This is a genomic window from Micromonospora sp. NPDC023814 (assembly GCF_040639595.1).
In the GTDB taxonomy this organism is placed as follows: domain Bacteria; phylum Actinomycetota; class Actinomycetes; order Mycobacteriales; family Micromonosporaceae; genus Micromonospora.
In genome coordinates this window covers 26,993-40,924 of the sequence record NZ_JBFAAF010000042.1, presented here as the reverse complement: position 1 = coordinate 40,924, position 13,932 = coordinate 26,993, and the positions used below count along the sequence as shown (strand labels likewise).

Annotated in this window: 11 protein-coding genes and 1 pseudogene; 6 read left to right on the top strand and 6 right to left on the bottom strand. The window is 74.3% G+C overall.

Annotated elements, in window-relative coordinates:
* The first annotated feature begins 34 nt into the window (after positions 1 to 34).
* Positions 35 to 2,164 carry an efflux RND transporter permease subunit gene (locus AB0G14_RS22015; protein WP_357700136.1) on the top strand — a complete coding sequence of 710 codons (2,130 nt, stop codon included), beginning with the start codon at positions 35 to 37 and terminating at the stop codon, positions 2,162 to 2,164.
* A gap of 95 nt (positions 2,165 to 2,259) precedes the next feature.
* Here the strand turns inward: AB0G14_RS22015 and AB0G14_RS22010 are convergent, their stop codons facing one another.
* Positions 2,260 to 3,657 (bottom strand): DedA family protein, encoded by a 1,398-nt coding sequence (locus tag AB0G14_RS22010; RefSeq protein ID WP_357700134.1) that lies wholly within the window; start codon positions 3,655 to 3,657, stop codon positions 2,260 to 2,262.
* Positions 3,658 to 3,792: 135 nt separating this feature from the next.
* Between AB0G14_RS22010 and typA the strand changes: the two genes are divergently transcribed.
* Entirely contained in the window at positions 3,793 to 5,661 is a 1,869-nt protein-coding gene (gene typA / locus AB0G14_RS22005) for a translational GTPase TypA (RefSeq protein ID WP_357700132.1), read from the top strand.
* A 73-nt stretch (positions 5,662 to 5,734) separates the two neighbouring features.
* Here typA and AB0G14_RS22000 read toward each other — a convergent pair whose 3' ends face one another.
* Entirely contained in the window at positions 5,735 to 6,400 is a 666-nt protein-coding gene (locus tag AB0G14_RS22000; protein ID WP_357700130.1) for a methyltransferase domain-containing protein, read from the bottom strand.
* Positions 6,401 to 6,465: 65 nt separating this feature from the next.
* Between AB0G14_RS22000 and AB0G14_RS21995 the strand changes: the two genes are divergently transcribed.
* Positions 6,466 to 7,326 carry a serine hydrolase gene (locus AB0G14_RS21995; RefSeq protein WP_357700128.1) on the top strand — a complete coding sequence of 287 codons (861 nt, stop codon included), beginning with the start codon at positions 6,466 to 6,468 and terminating at the stop codon, positions 7,324 to 7,326.
* Positions 7,327 to 7,365: 39 nt separating this feature from the next.
* On the opposite strand, the gene AB0G14_RS21990 is transcribed toward AB0G14_RS21995, so the two are convergent.
* Positions 7,366 to 8,172: a tyrosine-protein phosphatase gene (locus AB0G14_RS21990; protein WP_357700126.1), complete on the bottom strand. Its 807-nt coding sequence runs from the start codon at positions 8,170 to 8,172 to the stop codon at positions 7,366 to 7,368.
* 43 nt (positions 8,173 to 8,215) lie between these two features.
* Here AB0G14_RS21990 and AB0G14_RS21985 point away from each other — a divergent pair, with 43 nt between their 5' ends.
* Together AB0G14_RS21985 and AB0G14_RS21980 are read left to right on the top strand one after the other, a co-directional pair.
* Positions 8,216 to 9,313 (top strand): dipeptide epimerase, encoded by a 1,098-nt coding sequence (locus AB0G14_RS21985; RefSeq protein WP_357700124.1) that lies wholly within the window; start codon positions 8,216 to 8,218, stop codon positions 9,311 to 9,313.
* On the top strand, positions 9,313 to 10,284 hold the full coding sequence (locus AB0G14_RS21980) for an NlpC/P60 family protein (protein ID WP_357456766.1): 972 nt from the start codon (positions 9,313 to 9,315) through the stop codon (positions 10,282 to 10,284). Before AB0G14_RS21985 ends, AB0G14_RS21980 begins: the two co-directional genes overlap by 1 nt.
* Positions 10,285 to 10,347: 63 nt before the next feature.
* On the opposite strand, the gene AB0G14_RS21975 is transcribed toward AB0G14_RS21980, so the two are convergent.
* The 3 genes and pseudogenes from AB0G14_RS21975 to pnuC form a co-directional block, all read right to left on the bottom strand.
* The gene (locus tag AB0G14_RS21975) at positions 10,348 to 11,349 is read right to left on the bottom strand and encodes a TerC family protein (RefSeq protein WP_357700122.1); all 1,002 of its coding nucleotides are present in this window, start codon (positions 11,347 to 11,349) and stop codon (positions 10,348 to 10,350) included.
* Positions 11,350 to 11,671: 322 nt separating this feature from the next.
* Positions 11,672 to 12,868: an AAA family ATPase gene (locus AB0G14_RS21970; RefSeq protein ID WP_357700120.1), complete on the bottom strand. Its 1,197-nt coding sequence runs from the start codon at positions 12,866 to 12,868 to the stop codon at positions 11,672 to 11,674.
* Positions 12,865 to 13,517: pseudogene (gene pnuC / locus AB0G14_RS21965) on the bottom strand (nicotinamide riboside transporter PnuC). The gene AB0G14_RS21970 and the pseudogene pnuC overlap by 4 nt, the downstream one beginning before the upstream one ends.
* Before the next feature lie 99 nt (positions 13,518 to 13,616).
* Between pnuC and AB0G14_RS21960 the strand changes: the two are divergent.
* Positions 13,617 to 13,910: an antibiotic biosynthesis monooxygenase gene (locus tag AB0G14_RS21960; protein ID WP_350709211.1), complete on the top strand. Its 294-nt coding sequence runs from the start codon at positions 13,617 to 13,619 to the stop codon at positions 13,908 to 13,910.
* The last annotated feature ends 22 nt before the right edge of the window (positions 13,911 to 13,932 follow it).

Genomic DNA, 13,932 nt, shown 5'->3' with positions numbered 1-13,932 from the left:
AAGCAGTCCCGTCGAGAGACCGTGAGGGCGTCCGATGTCCGTGTTCACCCGCGTGGCCCGCGGACGACTGGCCGCGTGGCTCACCGTGGCCGCCGCGATCGTCCTCGGTACGGCCGTCTTCGCTCTGCCCAAGCCCGACAACCCTCCTCCCGTCTCCGCCACCGGCCTGTCCGTCGAGTGGCAGTCGACCCAGGTGGAGCGCCTCCAGGACCAGTTGCCCTCCCGCGACGTCCAGCCGGCGATCGTCGTGGTCAGCCGCGCCGACGGCGGCCCGCTCACCGAGGCCGACCGCGCGGCGCTCACCGGGCAGTCCGGCGACCTCGGCCGGTTCGCCGCCGGCGGCCGCGTCAGCCCACCGCAGGTCTCCCCCGACGGCACCGTCGCGCTCGTCGCCGTGCCGCTGTCCACCGGCGGCGGGCAGGAGGAGGTCGCCGGCCGGGTCGACGAGCTCCGCGCCTCCCTGGACGACGTGCCCAAGACGCTCACCGTCGAGGTGACCGGCGGGCCCGCGTTCACCACCGACCTGACCAAGGTCTTCGACGGCGCCGACACCACGCTGCTCGTCGTCACCGCCTGCGTCGTCGCGCTGCTGCTGCTGATCACCTACCGCAGCCCGGTCCTGTGGATCGTGCCGCTCGTCGTCGTCGCGGCGACCGAGCAGCTCACGCTGCGCGCCCTCGACACGATCGTCCCGGCGGTCGGCATCAACCTGCCCGGCGGCGCCGTCACCGGCATCGCCAGCGTCCTGGTCTTCGGCGCCGCCACCGACTACGCGCTGCTACTCATCGCCCGCTACCGGGAGGAGCTGCGCCGCGAGGAGGACTGCTTCGTCGCGATGCGCGCCGCGCTGCGCCGCACCGCCGAGCCCATCCTCGCCAGCGGCCTCACCGTCGTGCTCGGCGTGCTCACCCTGCTGCTGTCCGAGCAGGAGCTGAACCGCGCCCTCGCCGTGGCCTGCGCGACGGGCGTCGTCCTCGCCATGCTCTCCGCGCTGTTCGTCCTCCCCGCCGCACTGGTGATCTTCGGCCGCGGCCTGTTCTGGCCGTTCGTGCCCCGGGTCGGCGGCCCGGTCCGCGAGGGCCGGCTGTGGGGCCGGCTCGGCGCCGCCGTCGAACGCCGTCCGCTGCCGGTCGCCGTGCTCGCGACGCTGCTGCTCGCGGGGCTCGCCCTCGGCGGGCTCGGCATCCGCACCGGCCTGTCCGAGACCGAGCAGTTCCGGGTCAGACCCGAGGCGGTGGCCGGCGCGGAGACCCTCGCCCGCGCCTTCCCCGCCGGGACGACCCAGCCGGTCGCGGTCCTGACCACCCCCTCGGCGGCACGGGCCGTCACGGACGCCGCCGCGGCCGTGCCCGGCGTCGCCTCGGCGCGGCCCGGCGAGGCGGGCACGCGGATCGCCCAGGTCGACGTCGTGCTCGACGCGGAGCCCGGCACCGCCGCCTCCGACCGCACCGTCGAGGCGCTGCGCGACGCGGTCGCTGCCGTGCCCGGCTCCGCCCCGCCCCCGGTCGAGGGCGCCGCCGCGTTCGACGGGGCCGTCGTGGGCGGCCCGGTCGCCGCGACCTACGACTCGGGCGAGGCCGACGGCAAGGACCTACGGCTCATCCTGCCGGTCATCCTGCTGCTCGTCGGCGCCGTACTCGTGCTGCTCCTGCGCGGCCTGATCGCGCCCGTGCTGCTCGTGCTCACCGTGATCGCGTCGTTCTTCGCCAGCATCGGCGCGTCGTGGCTGGTCTTCGACCACGTGCTCGGGTACCCCGCGCTGGACAGCGGTGTGCTCCTGCTCGCCTTCGTGTTCCTGGTGGCGCTGGGCGTCGACTACAACATCTTCCTCGTCACCCGGGCCCGCGAGGACGCGCGGCGCACCGGCACCCGGGACGGCATGCTGTCGGCCCTGCGGGTCACCGGCGGCGTCATCACGAGCGCCGGCATCCTGCTCGCGGCGGTCTTCGCCGTGCTGGGCGTCCTGCCGCTGATCCTGCTGACCCAGATCGGGATCATCGTCTGCATCGGCGTCCTGCTGGACACCCTGCTCGTCCGGACGGTCCTGGTGCCGGCGCTGGCGTTCGCGCTCGGCGACCGCTTCTGGTGGCCGGGCCGGATCACCCCCGAGCCCGCCACGGCCGACGCCCCGGCCCACCCGGAGCCGGCAGCGGCCCGGGACTGACCGACGCGATCCGGGGCCGTGGCGCGGTCTGGCCCGCCGGGTCGGGGTCGCCCACTCGGCGACGTCACGGCCCCGAAGGAGGCCGCGGACCCCGGTCAGGCGTCGGCGCGCACCGCCGCCGGTTCCGGTTCCGCCGGGGCGTCGCCCACCGCCCGGTCGCGGGTGGCCCAGGCCACCACGAACAACACCGTCCACGCCACCCCGAGCAGCACCGCCGTGGCGCTGCCGCTGGCGCTGCTCCACCCCAGGTAGAGGCGGGCACCGACGATGCCGACCATCCCGGCCGCCGCGCCGGTCCAGGCGGCCACCGCCACCGGCCACCGCGCCCCGCGCGACAGCAGCCAGGCGAGGGTGCAGAGGCTGGCCGCCACCACGGCGTTCTGCGTCGGGAACAGGGCGGGATCCCGGCTCCCCGGGCCGCCGGTGGCCGACCCTGTCAGGTCGACCACCACGGCGAGCACCACCAGCGGCACGAACGCCCCCACCGTGCCGACCACGCTGAGCAGGTCGGCCCGCCAGGGCCGGTTGCGCCAGGCCAGCACCGCGGCCACGACGGCCACCAGCACGATCAGCGTCGACCCGCGCAGCGCCGAGACGACCGCCAGCGTGACGTCGACCGCCCCCGGCGTACGCCGGTCGGCGAACCAGTCGGCGATGGCCCCGTCGATCACCGCCAGCCCGCTGTGCCGGACCACCGCCCCCAGCACCCAGGCGATGGCGAACCCCGCCACGAAGAGCAGCAGCAGCCCGCCGACCAGGTTGATCAGCAGCGTCCAGGCCGGCCCCACGTGCATGGCGAGCAGGAAGAACAGCACGCCGTAGCGGCCGCTGAGCCAACGCACCGGCCGCAGCCCGGCGGCCCGGGACGCCAGCGCCCGCGCCGGGTCCGGGTTGCGGCCCAGCCACCGCCCCGCCAGCACCACCGCGACCAGCGCGGCCACCAGCACCAGCACGGCACCGGTGGCCCGCCCCAGCAGCCGGGAGACCGTCTCGTACGACTCGCCGGCCAGGTTGCCGGCCAGCACCGAACCGCCCACCCAGGTCACCACGCCGGCGAGGTTCCACGGCGCGAACCGCCGGTACGGCATCCCCGCCGCGCCGGCCAGCCGGGGCACCAGGGTGCGGGCGAAGGCCACCCAGCGGGCGGTCAGCACGCCACGCCCGCCCAGCCGGCCCAGCATCGCGTCCGCCCGGCCCCACCGCTCGTGGCCCACCCGGGCACCGAGCCGGCCGGCCCGCAGCCGGGGCCCGTACCGGCGGCCGGCACGGAACGCGAGTGTGTCCCCGATCACGGCTGCAAGGATCATCACCAGCAGGGCCGGCGCGAGCCGCAGCGTCCCCGCGTACGCTAGGAAACCGACCAGCAGCAGGGTCGCCTCGCCCGGCACCAGCAGACCGAAGATCACGGCGGTCTCCCCCGCGACGATCATCGCGGCGATCACATAGATCAGCAGGGGCGGCAGGCCCTGCAGCCAGGTCAGCAGGTCGTGCATCGGGCCCCCATTCCCACGGGGGTCAGCATGCCAGGCGCTGAAACGGTCGGAACATCAGTTTCGGCAGAGATCCGGGCCATCTGGGGGGAGACCCCGACGCATGCCCCGGCAACCGCAGACAGGAGTATGAAGCGTATGCAGCTTCGCACCGACCTCCGCAACGTCGCCATCATCGCCCACGTCGACCACGGCAAGACGACCCTGGTCGACGCCATGTTGCGGCAGGCCGGCGCCTACGGCGCCCGCGGCGAGGTAACCGAGCGGGTCATGGACTCGATGGACCTCGAACGGGAAAAGGGCATCACCATCCTGGCCAAGAACACCGGCGTGCGGTACATGCCGGCGGACGGCTCCGACCCGGTGACCATCAACATCATCGACACCCCCGGCCACGCCGACTTCGGCGGCGAGGTCGAGCGCGGCCTGACCATGGTCGACGGGGTGGTGCTGCTGGTGGACGCCAGCGAGGGCCCCCTGCCGCAGACCCGGTTCGTGCTCCGCAAGGCGCTCAAGGCCCGCATGCCGATCATCCTCGTGATCAACAAGGTGGACCGTCCCGACGCCCGCATCAAGGAGGTCGTGGACGACACCTACGAACTCTTCCTCGACCTGGACGCCGACGAGGAGCAGATCGACTTCCCGATCGTCTACGCCTGCGCCCGCGACGGCATCGCCTCGCTGACCCAGCCCGCCGACGGCGCGGTCCCGGACGACAGCCACAGCCTCGAGCCGCTGTTCCGCACCCTGCTCGACACCATCCCGCCGCCCGCGTACGAGGAGGACGCGCCGCTGCAGGCGCACGTCACCAACCTCGACGCGTCCCCGTTCCTCGGCCGGCTGGCGCTGTGCCGGGTGCGGCAGGGCACCATCCGCAAGGGCGAGAGCGTGGCCTGGTGCCGCACCGACGGCAGCACCCAGCGGGTCCGCATCTCCGAGCTGCTGATGACCGAGGGCCTGGAGCGCAAGCCCGCCGACTCGGCCGGCCCGGGCGACATCATCGCGGTCGCCGGCATCCCCGAGATCATGATCGGTGAGACCCTGGCCGACGCGGAGAACCCGCAGCCCCTGCCGCTGATCACCGTCGACGAGCCGGCCATCTCGATGACCATCGGCACCAACACCTCGCCGCTGGTCGGCCGGGTCAAGGGAGCCAAGGTCACCGCCCGCATGGTCAAGGACCGGCTCGACAAGGAGCTGATCGGCAACGTGTCGCTGCGGGTGCTGCCCACCGAGCGCCCGGACGCCTGGGAGGTGCAGGGCCGCGGCGAGCTGGCCCTGGCCATCCTGGTCGAGCAGATGCGCCGCGAGTCCTTCGAGCTGACCGTGGGCAAGCCGCAGGTCGTCACCAGGGAGATCGACGGGAAGACCTGCGAGCCGGTCGAGCGGCTCACCATCGACGCCCCCGAGGAGTACCTCGGCGCGATCACCCAGCTCCTCGCGACCCGCAAGGGCCGGATGGAGCAGCTGGTCAACCACGGCACCGGCTGGATCCGGATGGAGTGGCTGGTCCCGGCCCGCGGCCTGATCGGCTTCCGCACCGAGTTCCTCACCGAGACCCGGGGCACCGGCATCCTGCACCACGTGTTCGAGTCGTACGAGCCGTGGTTCGGCGAGCTGCGCACCCGCAACAACGGCTCGCTGGTCGCCGACCGCTCGGGCGCGGTCACCGCGTTCGCGATGACCAACCTCCAGGAGCGCGGCCAGCTCTTCGTCGAGCCCGGCACCGAGGTGTACGAGGGCATGATCGTCGGGGAGAACTCCCGCTCCGACGACATGGACGTCAACATCACCAAGGAGAAGAAGCTCACCAACATGCGCTCCTCCACGGCCGACGAGACCGAGAAGCTGATCCCGCCGCGCAAGCTGTCGCTGGAGCAGGCCCTCGAGTTCTGCCGCGAGGACGAGTGCGTCGAGGTCACCCCGGCCGCCGTCCGGATCCGCAAGGTGGTGCTCGACCAGACCGCCCGCGGCCGGGCCGCCGCCCGCCGCAAGCACGCCGGCTGACGTACGACCGCAGCCTTCCCGGAGCCCGGACCGCCCCGCGCGGTCCGGGCTCCGCCCGTTCGCGACGCCCGGGTCAGGCGGGGCGGGTGGCGAGGAAGGCGAAGAGGTCGGGCACCGGGCCGGGGCCGGACTCGGCCGTGCGGACCAGGGTCAGGCCGGCGTCGGTGACCGCGTTGAGCAGGTCGGCCAACGGGACGTGCCACGCGCCCACACGCACCCGCACCCCGTGCGGCGTCCAGGCCCGGAAACTGCGCTCCCGGTCGGCGTAGCCGCCGTCGACCACGATCCGCTCCGGGTCGGACCGGTCGGCGAACGCCCCGACGAAGCACGGGTGCACTCCGACGTGGACGAACCGCCCGCCGGGCGCGAGCACCCGGGCCGCCTCGGCGACCACCGCCGCGTAGTTCGGCACGTCGGTGTGGGCCAGCACGCACGCCACGGCCGGCACCGAGCCGTCGGCGACCGGCAGCGCCGCCGCGTCGGCGCGGGCCACCGGCAGGCGCGGCCGGGCGTGCCGCAACTGCCCGCCCGACAGGTCGACCCCCACCGGGTACCACCCCAGCCGGCGCAGCTCCGCCGCCTGCAGGCCGGTGCCGCAACACAGGTCGAGGCAGCGGCCGGCGCCGGCACCGAGCAGGTCGCGCAGCCGGCCGCGGACCCGGGTCATGTAGTCGCTGGACGTGTCGGCGGCGAACGCCTCGTACCAGTCGGCGTGCGCGTCGTAGGCGGCAACCGTCATCTCCGCACGGTACGACCCATCGCCCCGTTCCGCCGCCCCGCCGGTGATCCGCTACGGTCACCCGCATGACCTGGGACGAGCTCGACGCCCACCTGGACGGGGTGCCCGGCACCGTGTCGGCGTACGTGGGGCGACCCGGCGCCGACCCCGCCTGGACCCGGCACGCCGACGCCACCCACTACGCGGCCAGCACCATGAAGGCGGCCGTGCTCGTCGCGCTGCACCGGGCCGCCGAGGCCGGCACCCTCGACCTGGACGCCCCGGTGCCGGTGCGCAACGAGTTCGACTCGGCGCTGCCCGGCACGCCCCGGTTCTCCTGCGCCCGCCACTACGACAACGACGATGCCGTCTGGGATCGGGTCGGCGACAGCGCGCCGCTGCGCTGGCTCGCCCACCGGATGATCGTCCGCTCCAGCAACCTGGCCACCAACATCGTCATCGGCCACGTCGGCCTGCCGGCGGTGGCGGAGGTCTGGGCGCTCGCCGGGGCCCGACACAGCGTCACCGGGCGGGGCATCGAGGACTTCGCGGCCCGCGAGGCGGGCATCACCAACCTGGTCACCGCCGCCGACCTGGCCGCCCTGCTCGGCGCGCTGGCCACCGGGGCGCACACCCCGGGCCCGCTCGCCTCGCCGGCCGGCTGCGCCGCCATGCTCGACGTGCTGTTCGCCCAGGAGCACCGCGAGGACCTCGCCGCCGGGCTGCCCGAGGGCACCCGCATCGCGCACAAGAACGGCTGGGTGCACGGCGTACGGCACGGCGCCGGGGTGGTCTTCCCCGACGACGCGCCGCCGTACGCGGTGGTCGCCTGCACCACCACCGACCTCGCCGACGGCGGCCCCGACGGCGACGAGGCGGAGGACGACGCCTGCCGGCTGATCGCCGGGATCTCCGCCGCCGCCTGGGCCGCCCGGCACGACCTGTGACGGCCGGTCGGCCTGCCGGAGCGGCACCGCGCAGTGCCGTCACTCCAGCAGGTGCGCCCGCAACGCCGCCACGACGTCATCGGTGATCCCGAGCCCGTCGCGCAGGTACGCCCCGAACGAGCCGTGCACCCGGCGCACCTCCCCGTACGCGGCGTCGAGGTACTCCTCGCGCACCTCCAGCACCGGCCGCACCGCCCCGACGTCCAGCCCCGGCTGCCGCCGGCGCATCGCCTCCAGGAGGACCTCCCGCAGGCTCTCGGTCAGCGCGTTGTTCGCCAGGTAGTCCGCCCGGATCGCGGCCTCGTCCACGCCGAGCGCGCTGAGCAGCAGCACCGTCAACCAGCCGGTGCGGTCCTTGCCGGCCGAACAGTGGTAGACCAGTGGCAGGTTCCGCGCCTCCGCGGCCAACCGCACCGCCGCGCCGAAACTCTCCCGCGCCGACGCCCCCGTGACGAACCAGCGGTAGATCGCCGCCATCGCCGCCGGGGTGCCCTGCTCGGCCAGGGCCGCGTACGCGCCCAGGTCGTGCCCGAGCAGCACCGCCGAGACGTACGTGAAGACGGGGTGCTCGGCGTCGTGCACCGGCAGGTGCACCACGGTCGGCTCACCCGGCAGCCGATCCGGCGGGGCGACCACGATCTCCGAGTGGTCCCGCAGGTCGACCACGCAGGCCGGGCCGAGCTTCGCCAGCACCGGCAGGTCCTCGTCGGCCAACCGGCCCAGCGCCGGGGTGCGGATCAGCACACCCGGCCGCACCCGCCGGCCGTCCACGCCGACCAACCCGCCGAGGTCCCGCGCGTTCGGCGCGCCCACCAGGTCCCAGCCCCGCTCGCTCCGTCCGCTCATCGGCCTCCCCTTCGCCCGTGCGTGTCCGTATAGGGTGCCGGACATGACGATCGCCGCGGTACGCACCCACCGGCTCTCCGCCCCCCTGCACACCCCGTTCGTCACCGCACTGCGCCGCACCACCACCGTGGAGACCCTGGTGGTGGAGGTCGTCGACGCCGACGGCCGCTCCGGCTACGGCGAGGCGCCCCAGGTGTGGCAGGTGACCGGGGCGTCGGTGGCCGGTTCCGAGGCGTGCGTCCGCGACCTGCTCGGCCCGGCGCTCACCGGGCGGGACGCCGACGACCTGGTGGCCCGCTGCACCGAGGTGCAACGGGCCGTCGCCGGCAACGAGGCGGCGAAGGCGGCCGTCGACGTCGCCCTGCACGACCTGGCGGCGCGACGGCTCGGCGTACCGCTGGTGCGGCTGCTCGGCGGCACCGGCCTGCGGGTCCCCACGGACGTCACGCTCGCCGCCGGCGACGCGGTGGACCTGGCGGCGGCGGCCCGACAGCGGCAGGCGGAGGGCTTCGGCGTGCTCAAGATGAAGGTGGGCACCGACGCCGCCGGCGACCTGGAGCGGGTCCGCGCCGTGCGGGCGGCCGTCGGCCCGGACGTGCGGATCCGGCTCGACGCCAACCAGGGCTGGACCCCGCGCGAAGCGGTCCGGGTGATCCGCGGCGTCGAGGACGCCGGGCTGGACGTGGAACTGGTCGAGCAGCCCGTCCCGCGCTGGGACCTCGACGGGCTGGCCTGGGTCAGCGACCGGGTGGACGTGCCGGTCCTCGCCGACGAGTCCGTCTTCGGCGTCCGCGACCTGGTCGAGGTCATCCGCCGCCGGGCCGCCGACATGGTCAACGTCAAGCTCGCCAAGTGCGGCGGCCTGCACCCCGCCCGGACCCTGCTCGACCTGGCCGCCGCGCACGGCCTCGGCACCGTCGTCGGGTCGATGATGGAGAGCCAGGTGGGCATCGGCGCCGCCGCCAGCCTGGTCGCCGCCTACGGCACCACCGCCGTCGCCGACCTGGACGCCGCGTGGTGGCTGGCCCGGTCGCCGGTGCGGGACGGCCTCCGGTACGACGGCGCGACCGTCGTGCTGCCGGACGCGCCGGGCCTCGGCGTGACCTCCGTGACTGAAGCAAAGATGCAGACTCGTGATTGATGACTGGCGGAAACTTTCATAGGGTCGCGGGAACGATCGAGCTGGGGGTGGACGTGGAGCTGCAACCGGGCCGGGAGGCCGTGGTCCGGGTCGCCGTCGCGACCCTCTGGACCGCCCCCGAGGCGGTACGACCCGTCGACGGTCCCGCCCTGGCCGCGCGCACCGACATCGCGGCCTGGATCTCCGGGATGGACACCGACCAGCAGGTCGGCGACTGCGTGCTGAGCCAACTGCTGCTCGGCGAGCGGGTGCTCGTCACCGACGTACGCCCGGACGGCTGGGCGCAGGTGGTGGCCGTCGAGCAGCCGGCCCCCGGGCTGCACCCGCGCGGCTACCCCGGCTGGCTCCCCGCCGAGCAACTCGCCCCGGGCGCGGGCCCCGCCGACGCCGAGCCGCTCGTGGTCGACGCCACCGTCACCGCCCTGCGCACCGCCCCGGGCGGCGCCGAGGTCGTGCCCGGGGTGGTCCTCGGCACCCGGCTGGCCCCGGCCGGCCCGGCGGTCGACGGCTGGCGCCCCGTGCACGCGCCCGGTCACGCCGACCCGCTCTGGCTGCCCGCCGCCCACGCCGTGCCGGTGCCCACCACGCCCCCGTCGGCCGGGGAGGTGCTGGCCGTCGCCCAGCGGCTGGTCGACGTCGTCTACATCTGGGGCGGCGTGTCCGCGTACGGCATCGACTGCTCCGGCCTGGTCCACCTGGCCTGGCGGCGGCTCGGCGTGCTGCTGCCGCGCGACGCCGACGACCAGGCCGCGGCGACCACGCCGGTGCCGTTGGGCACGGAACGCCCCGGCGACCTCTACTTCTTCGCCCGGCCCGGCCGGAAGATCCACCACATCGGCATCGTCACCGCCGACCCTCGTCCCGGCGACGACCGGCGGATGCTGCACGCCTGCTACCTGCAGCGCCGGGTGCTGGAGGAGCGGCTGCCGGCCGAACGCACCGCCACCCTGGTCGGCGCGCACCGGGTCTGACCCGCGTACGGCACGAGGGGGCGCTCCCGGTCCGGGAGCGCCCCCTCGTCGCGCGGGTACGCCTCAGCGGCGGGCGTCGGACAGCAGGCGGCGCCGGTCGTGGGAGGACTTGACCAGGCTGGCCACGGTCGCCACGGCGAGAGTGCCGAGGATGACCGTCAGCGAGAGCCAGATCGGGATGTGCGGGGCCCAGGAGACGGGCTCCCCACCGTTGACGAACGGCAGGTTGTTGTCGGCGAGCGCCTCCAGCACCAGTTTCACGCCGATGAAGCCGAGCACCACGGCCAGGCCGTAGGTGAGGTAGATGAGCCGGTCCAGCAGGCCGCCGAGCAGGAAGTAGAGCTGCCGCAGACCCATCAGCGCGAAGACGTTGGCGGTGAAGACCAGGTACGGCTCCTGCGTGATGCCGAAGATCGCCGGGATCGAGTCGAGCGCGAAGATCAGGTCGGTGGTGCCGATGGCGATCATGACGATCAGCATCGGAGTGAACATCCGCTTGCCCTTCGGCGAGCGGGTGGTCAGCTTGGCGCCGTCGTAGTCCCGCGAGATCGGCAGCGCCTTGCGGCTCCACCGGATCAGCACGTTCTCGCTGAAATCGTCCTCGTCCGGCTCGCCCTGCCGGACGAAGTTGATCGCGGTGTAGATGAGGAACGCGCCGAAGATGTAGAACACCCAGGAGAACTGGGAGATCAGCGCGGCGCCGGCGGCGATGAACCCGCCCCGCATGACCAGCGCCAGCACGATGCCGATGAGCAGCACCTTCTGCTGGTACTTCCGGGGCACGCCGAAGCGCGCCATGATGATCACGAAGACGAAGAGGTTGTCGACCGAGAGGCTGTACTCCGTCAGCCAGCCGGTGTAGAACTCCCCCGCCGCGCTCGCCCCGGAGGCGAGCCAGACGCCGGCGCCGAAGATCAGGGCCAGGGCGACATAGAAGCCGACCCACAGGCTTGACTCGCGCACGCTCGGCTCGTGCGGCCGCCGACCGATGATCAGCAGATCCACGAGCAGGATCCCGGTCAGTACGACGAGGGTCCCCGCCCAGACCAGTCCGGACACGTCCAAGGTTCATTCCTCCGGCAGACACGCAACGACGGGCACACCGTACGCCCTCGGTGGGCGCGGTGTGCCGGTGACGCTGACTCTGGTGACTGTCGGAGGTCTCTTCCGCCATCGCCCTTGGAGGCGGTGACCGACGGGGCCGGGTCGCCCACCGGGGATCGGCGTTCGACCGTGCTGACGACTCCGTCGCGGGGGAATACTCCCCTCCTCGTCCGCCATTCTTGCCCACCGCACCCAGCCACCGCACCTCGGGCTGCCCGTGTCTTCGCCCACCGGCAGCCGCCGACCCTCCTGGTGAGGCCACACGCACTGTGCGTAGTGCATCCTAGGAGGCTAGGTGCTCCCGGGTGGCGGGGCCGTGCGGGTCCGCCGGCGACCCGCCGGGCACCAGCGGGTCGGCCAGCGGCCAGCCGTCCGCGAGCAACGCGTCGCAGACCGCCACCGCGCGGGCCAGCCGCTCCGGATGCGGGCCGGTCAGCTCGACCACCGGCACCCCGCACCCAGCCAACTCCGTCCGGAACCGCCCGGTCATCCACGCCCGCAGGTGCTCCCCGTCGCGCAGCCCGTCGTCGTCGAAGGGCACCCCGACGTGGTCGGTCAGCAGGTACAGCGCGGGCCGCCGGGCCGCCGCGCGCACCTCCGCCGACGCCGACCCGAGGTAGCGCTCCTCCCACACGGCGGTGGCCCGGGCGTCGGTGTCGCAGAACAGCAGCGGGCCGCACGACCGGGCCGCCGCGTCCTCCGCCGCCTGCTGCTCCCGGACCACCTCGGCGAAGTCGTCGCAGTCCCAAACCACGTCGAAGATCGTGGCCGCCGGGTTCCGCTCGCGCAGCCGGGCCAGCTTCCGTTCGGTCAACTCCCGGCCGTACTCGGGGACCCACCGGGTGCCGTAGTGCTCCGCGAGGGCGGCGGCCATCGTGGTGGTGCCGGTGGACTCCGCGCCGACCACCACCACCCGCCGGACGAACCACGCCCGCACCGGCGCGCTGAGCCGGTCCCAGTGGCCCGCCGGGTCCGCACGCACCGCCGTCCCGGAGACCGGCACGCACCGCCGCCCCTGGTCCACGCACACGCCGACGGCGTCGAAGCGCCGGGCCAGTTCCTCGCCGTACGCCTCCGAGGAGAAGACGGCGTCCACCCGCCGCCCGCCCAGCGCCTCGCGGAACACCGCGCAGTGCAGGTCCCACACGCCCGGGTCGGCGTAGTCCACCGGGTGGTCGTCGTACCGCCCGACGAAGCGGACCCACGGGGTGTCCGCGTGCACCTCGCGCAGCCAGTCCAGCCGCAGGGCGAGCGGGATCGACTCCCGGCGCGAGGGCGCCACCACCACGGTGACGGCCGCACAGCGGGCGGCGGCGGCCGCGATCAGCGCGTGGTGGCCGGCGTGCGGCGGATAGAACATGCCCACCACCAGCCCGTGCCGGAACTCCGGCGCCCCCGGCCCGGCCGCGCCGCCGCCACCCGCCGCCGGGCGTTCGTCGGCCGGCGCCGGGCGTTCGTCGGCCGGCGCCGGGCCCGTCACGCCGCCACCGGGGCCGGGCCGGACGGCGCCCGGGTCGCGCCGGCGCCGCGCCGCAGGTCCGCCCGCCACTCGCGCAGCCCGAGCACGCAGAGACCGAGGAAGATCAGGTAGAGCGCCGCCGTGAGGTACAGGCCCTTGTAGGCATACAACGGGATGTAGATCAGGTCGGCCGCGATCCACAGCCACCAACTCTCCACCCGCTTGCGGGTCTGCCCGTACGTGGCCAGCAGCGACAGCGCGGTGGTCAGCGCGTCCGGCAGCGGCACCGTCGAGTCGGTGGCCCGGTCCAGCAGCGCCCACAGCGCGCCGGTCAGCGCCACCCCGGCCAGCCCAGCGCCCACCACTCCCGGCGGCTGGTCCGGCTGACCGTCAGCCGGCTGCGCCGCTCGCCGCCGTAGAGCCACGCCCACCACCCGTACAGGCCCAGGACGACGTAGACGACCTGGAGGCCGGCGTCGGCGTACAGGCCGGCCGTCCAGAACAGCAGCATCAGCAGCAACACGTTGGCGATGCCGACCGGCCAGTTGGCGATCCGCTGCCGGGCCACCAGCCAGACGTTGAGCACCCCGGTGGCGAAGCCCAGCAGCTCCGCGCGGGTGGTGCCGGTGCCCGCCACGGTGAACGCCGTGCCGATGAGCCAGTCGATCATGCCTCTCCCCTCTCCGCGCGCCCACCCTAGATCCGCCCGACCACCGGGAACAGGCCCCCGCGACGGCGGGCCGCCGGGGCGACGTGAAAGGCTGCGGCCATGGTGCTTGAGGTCGCGCTCATCGACGTACTGCCGGGACACGAGGACGAGTTCGCCGCCGCGTACGCCAAGGGGCACCCGGTGCTCGCCGGAACGCCGGGCTGCCGGTCGGTGCGGATGACCCGGGGCGTGGAGTCCCCGTCCCGGTTCGTGCTGCTGGTCGAGTGGGACTCGGTCGAGGCGCACAACGACAACTTCCGGGGCACCGAGCGCTTCACGCAGTGGCGGGCGCTGATCGGCCCGTACTTCGCCAACCCGCCGCTGGTCGAGCACTTCGTGGACGTGCCGGCCTGAGACTGTCGTACCCCTGTCCTAC

What these genes read in the sequence shown, in the direction of transcription:
- AB0G14_RS21985 (WP_357700124.1), top strand. Translation starts at nt 8,216, where the DNA reads ATGACGATCGCCGCGGTACGCACCCACCGGCTCTCCGCCCCCCTGCAC.
- AB0G14_RS22010 (WP_357700134.1), bottom strand. Translation starts at nt 3,657, where the DNA reads ATGCACGACCTGCTGACCTGGCTGCAGGGCCTGCCGCCCCTGCTGATC.
- AB0G14_RS21990 (WP_357700126.1), bottom strand. Translation starts at nt 8,172, where the DNA reads ATGAGCGGACGGAGCGAGCGGGGCTGGGACCTGGTGGGCGCGCCGAAC.
- AB0G14_RS21995 (WP_357700128.1), top strand. Translation starts at nt 6,466, where the DNA reads ATGACCTGGGACGAGCTCGACGCCCACCTGGACGGGGTGCCCGGCACC.
- AB0G14_RS21960 (WP_350709211.1), top strand. Translation starts at nt 13,617, where the DNA reads ATGGTGCTTGAGGTCGCGCTCATCGACGTACTGCCGGGACACGAGGAC.
- typA (WP_357700132.1), top strand. Translation starts at nt 3,793, where the DNA reads ATGCAGCTTCGCACCGACCTCCGCAACGTCGCCATCATCGCCCACGTC.
- AB0G14_RS22015 (WP_357700136.1), top strand. Translation starts at nt 35, where the DNA reads ATGTCCGTGTTCACCCGCGTGGCCCGCGGACGACTGGCCGCGTGGCTC.
- AB0G14_RS22000 (WP_357700130.1), bottom strand. Translation starts at nt 6,400, where the DNA reads ATGACGGTTGCCGCCTACGACGCGCACGCCGACTGGTACGAGGCGTTC.
- AB0G14_RS21980 (WP_357456766.1), top strand. Translation starts at nt 9,313, where the DNA reads ATGACTGGCGGAAACTTTCATAGGGTCGCGGGAACGATCGAGCTGGGG.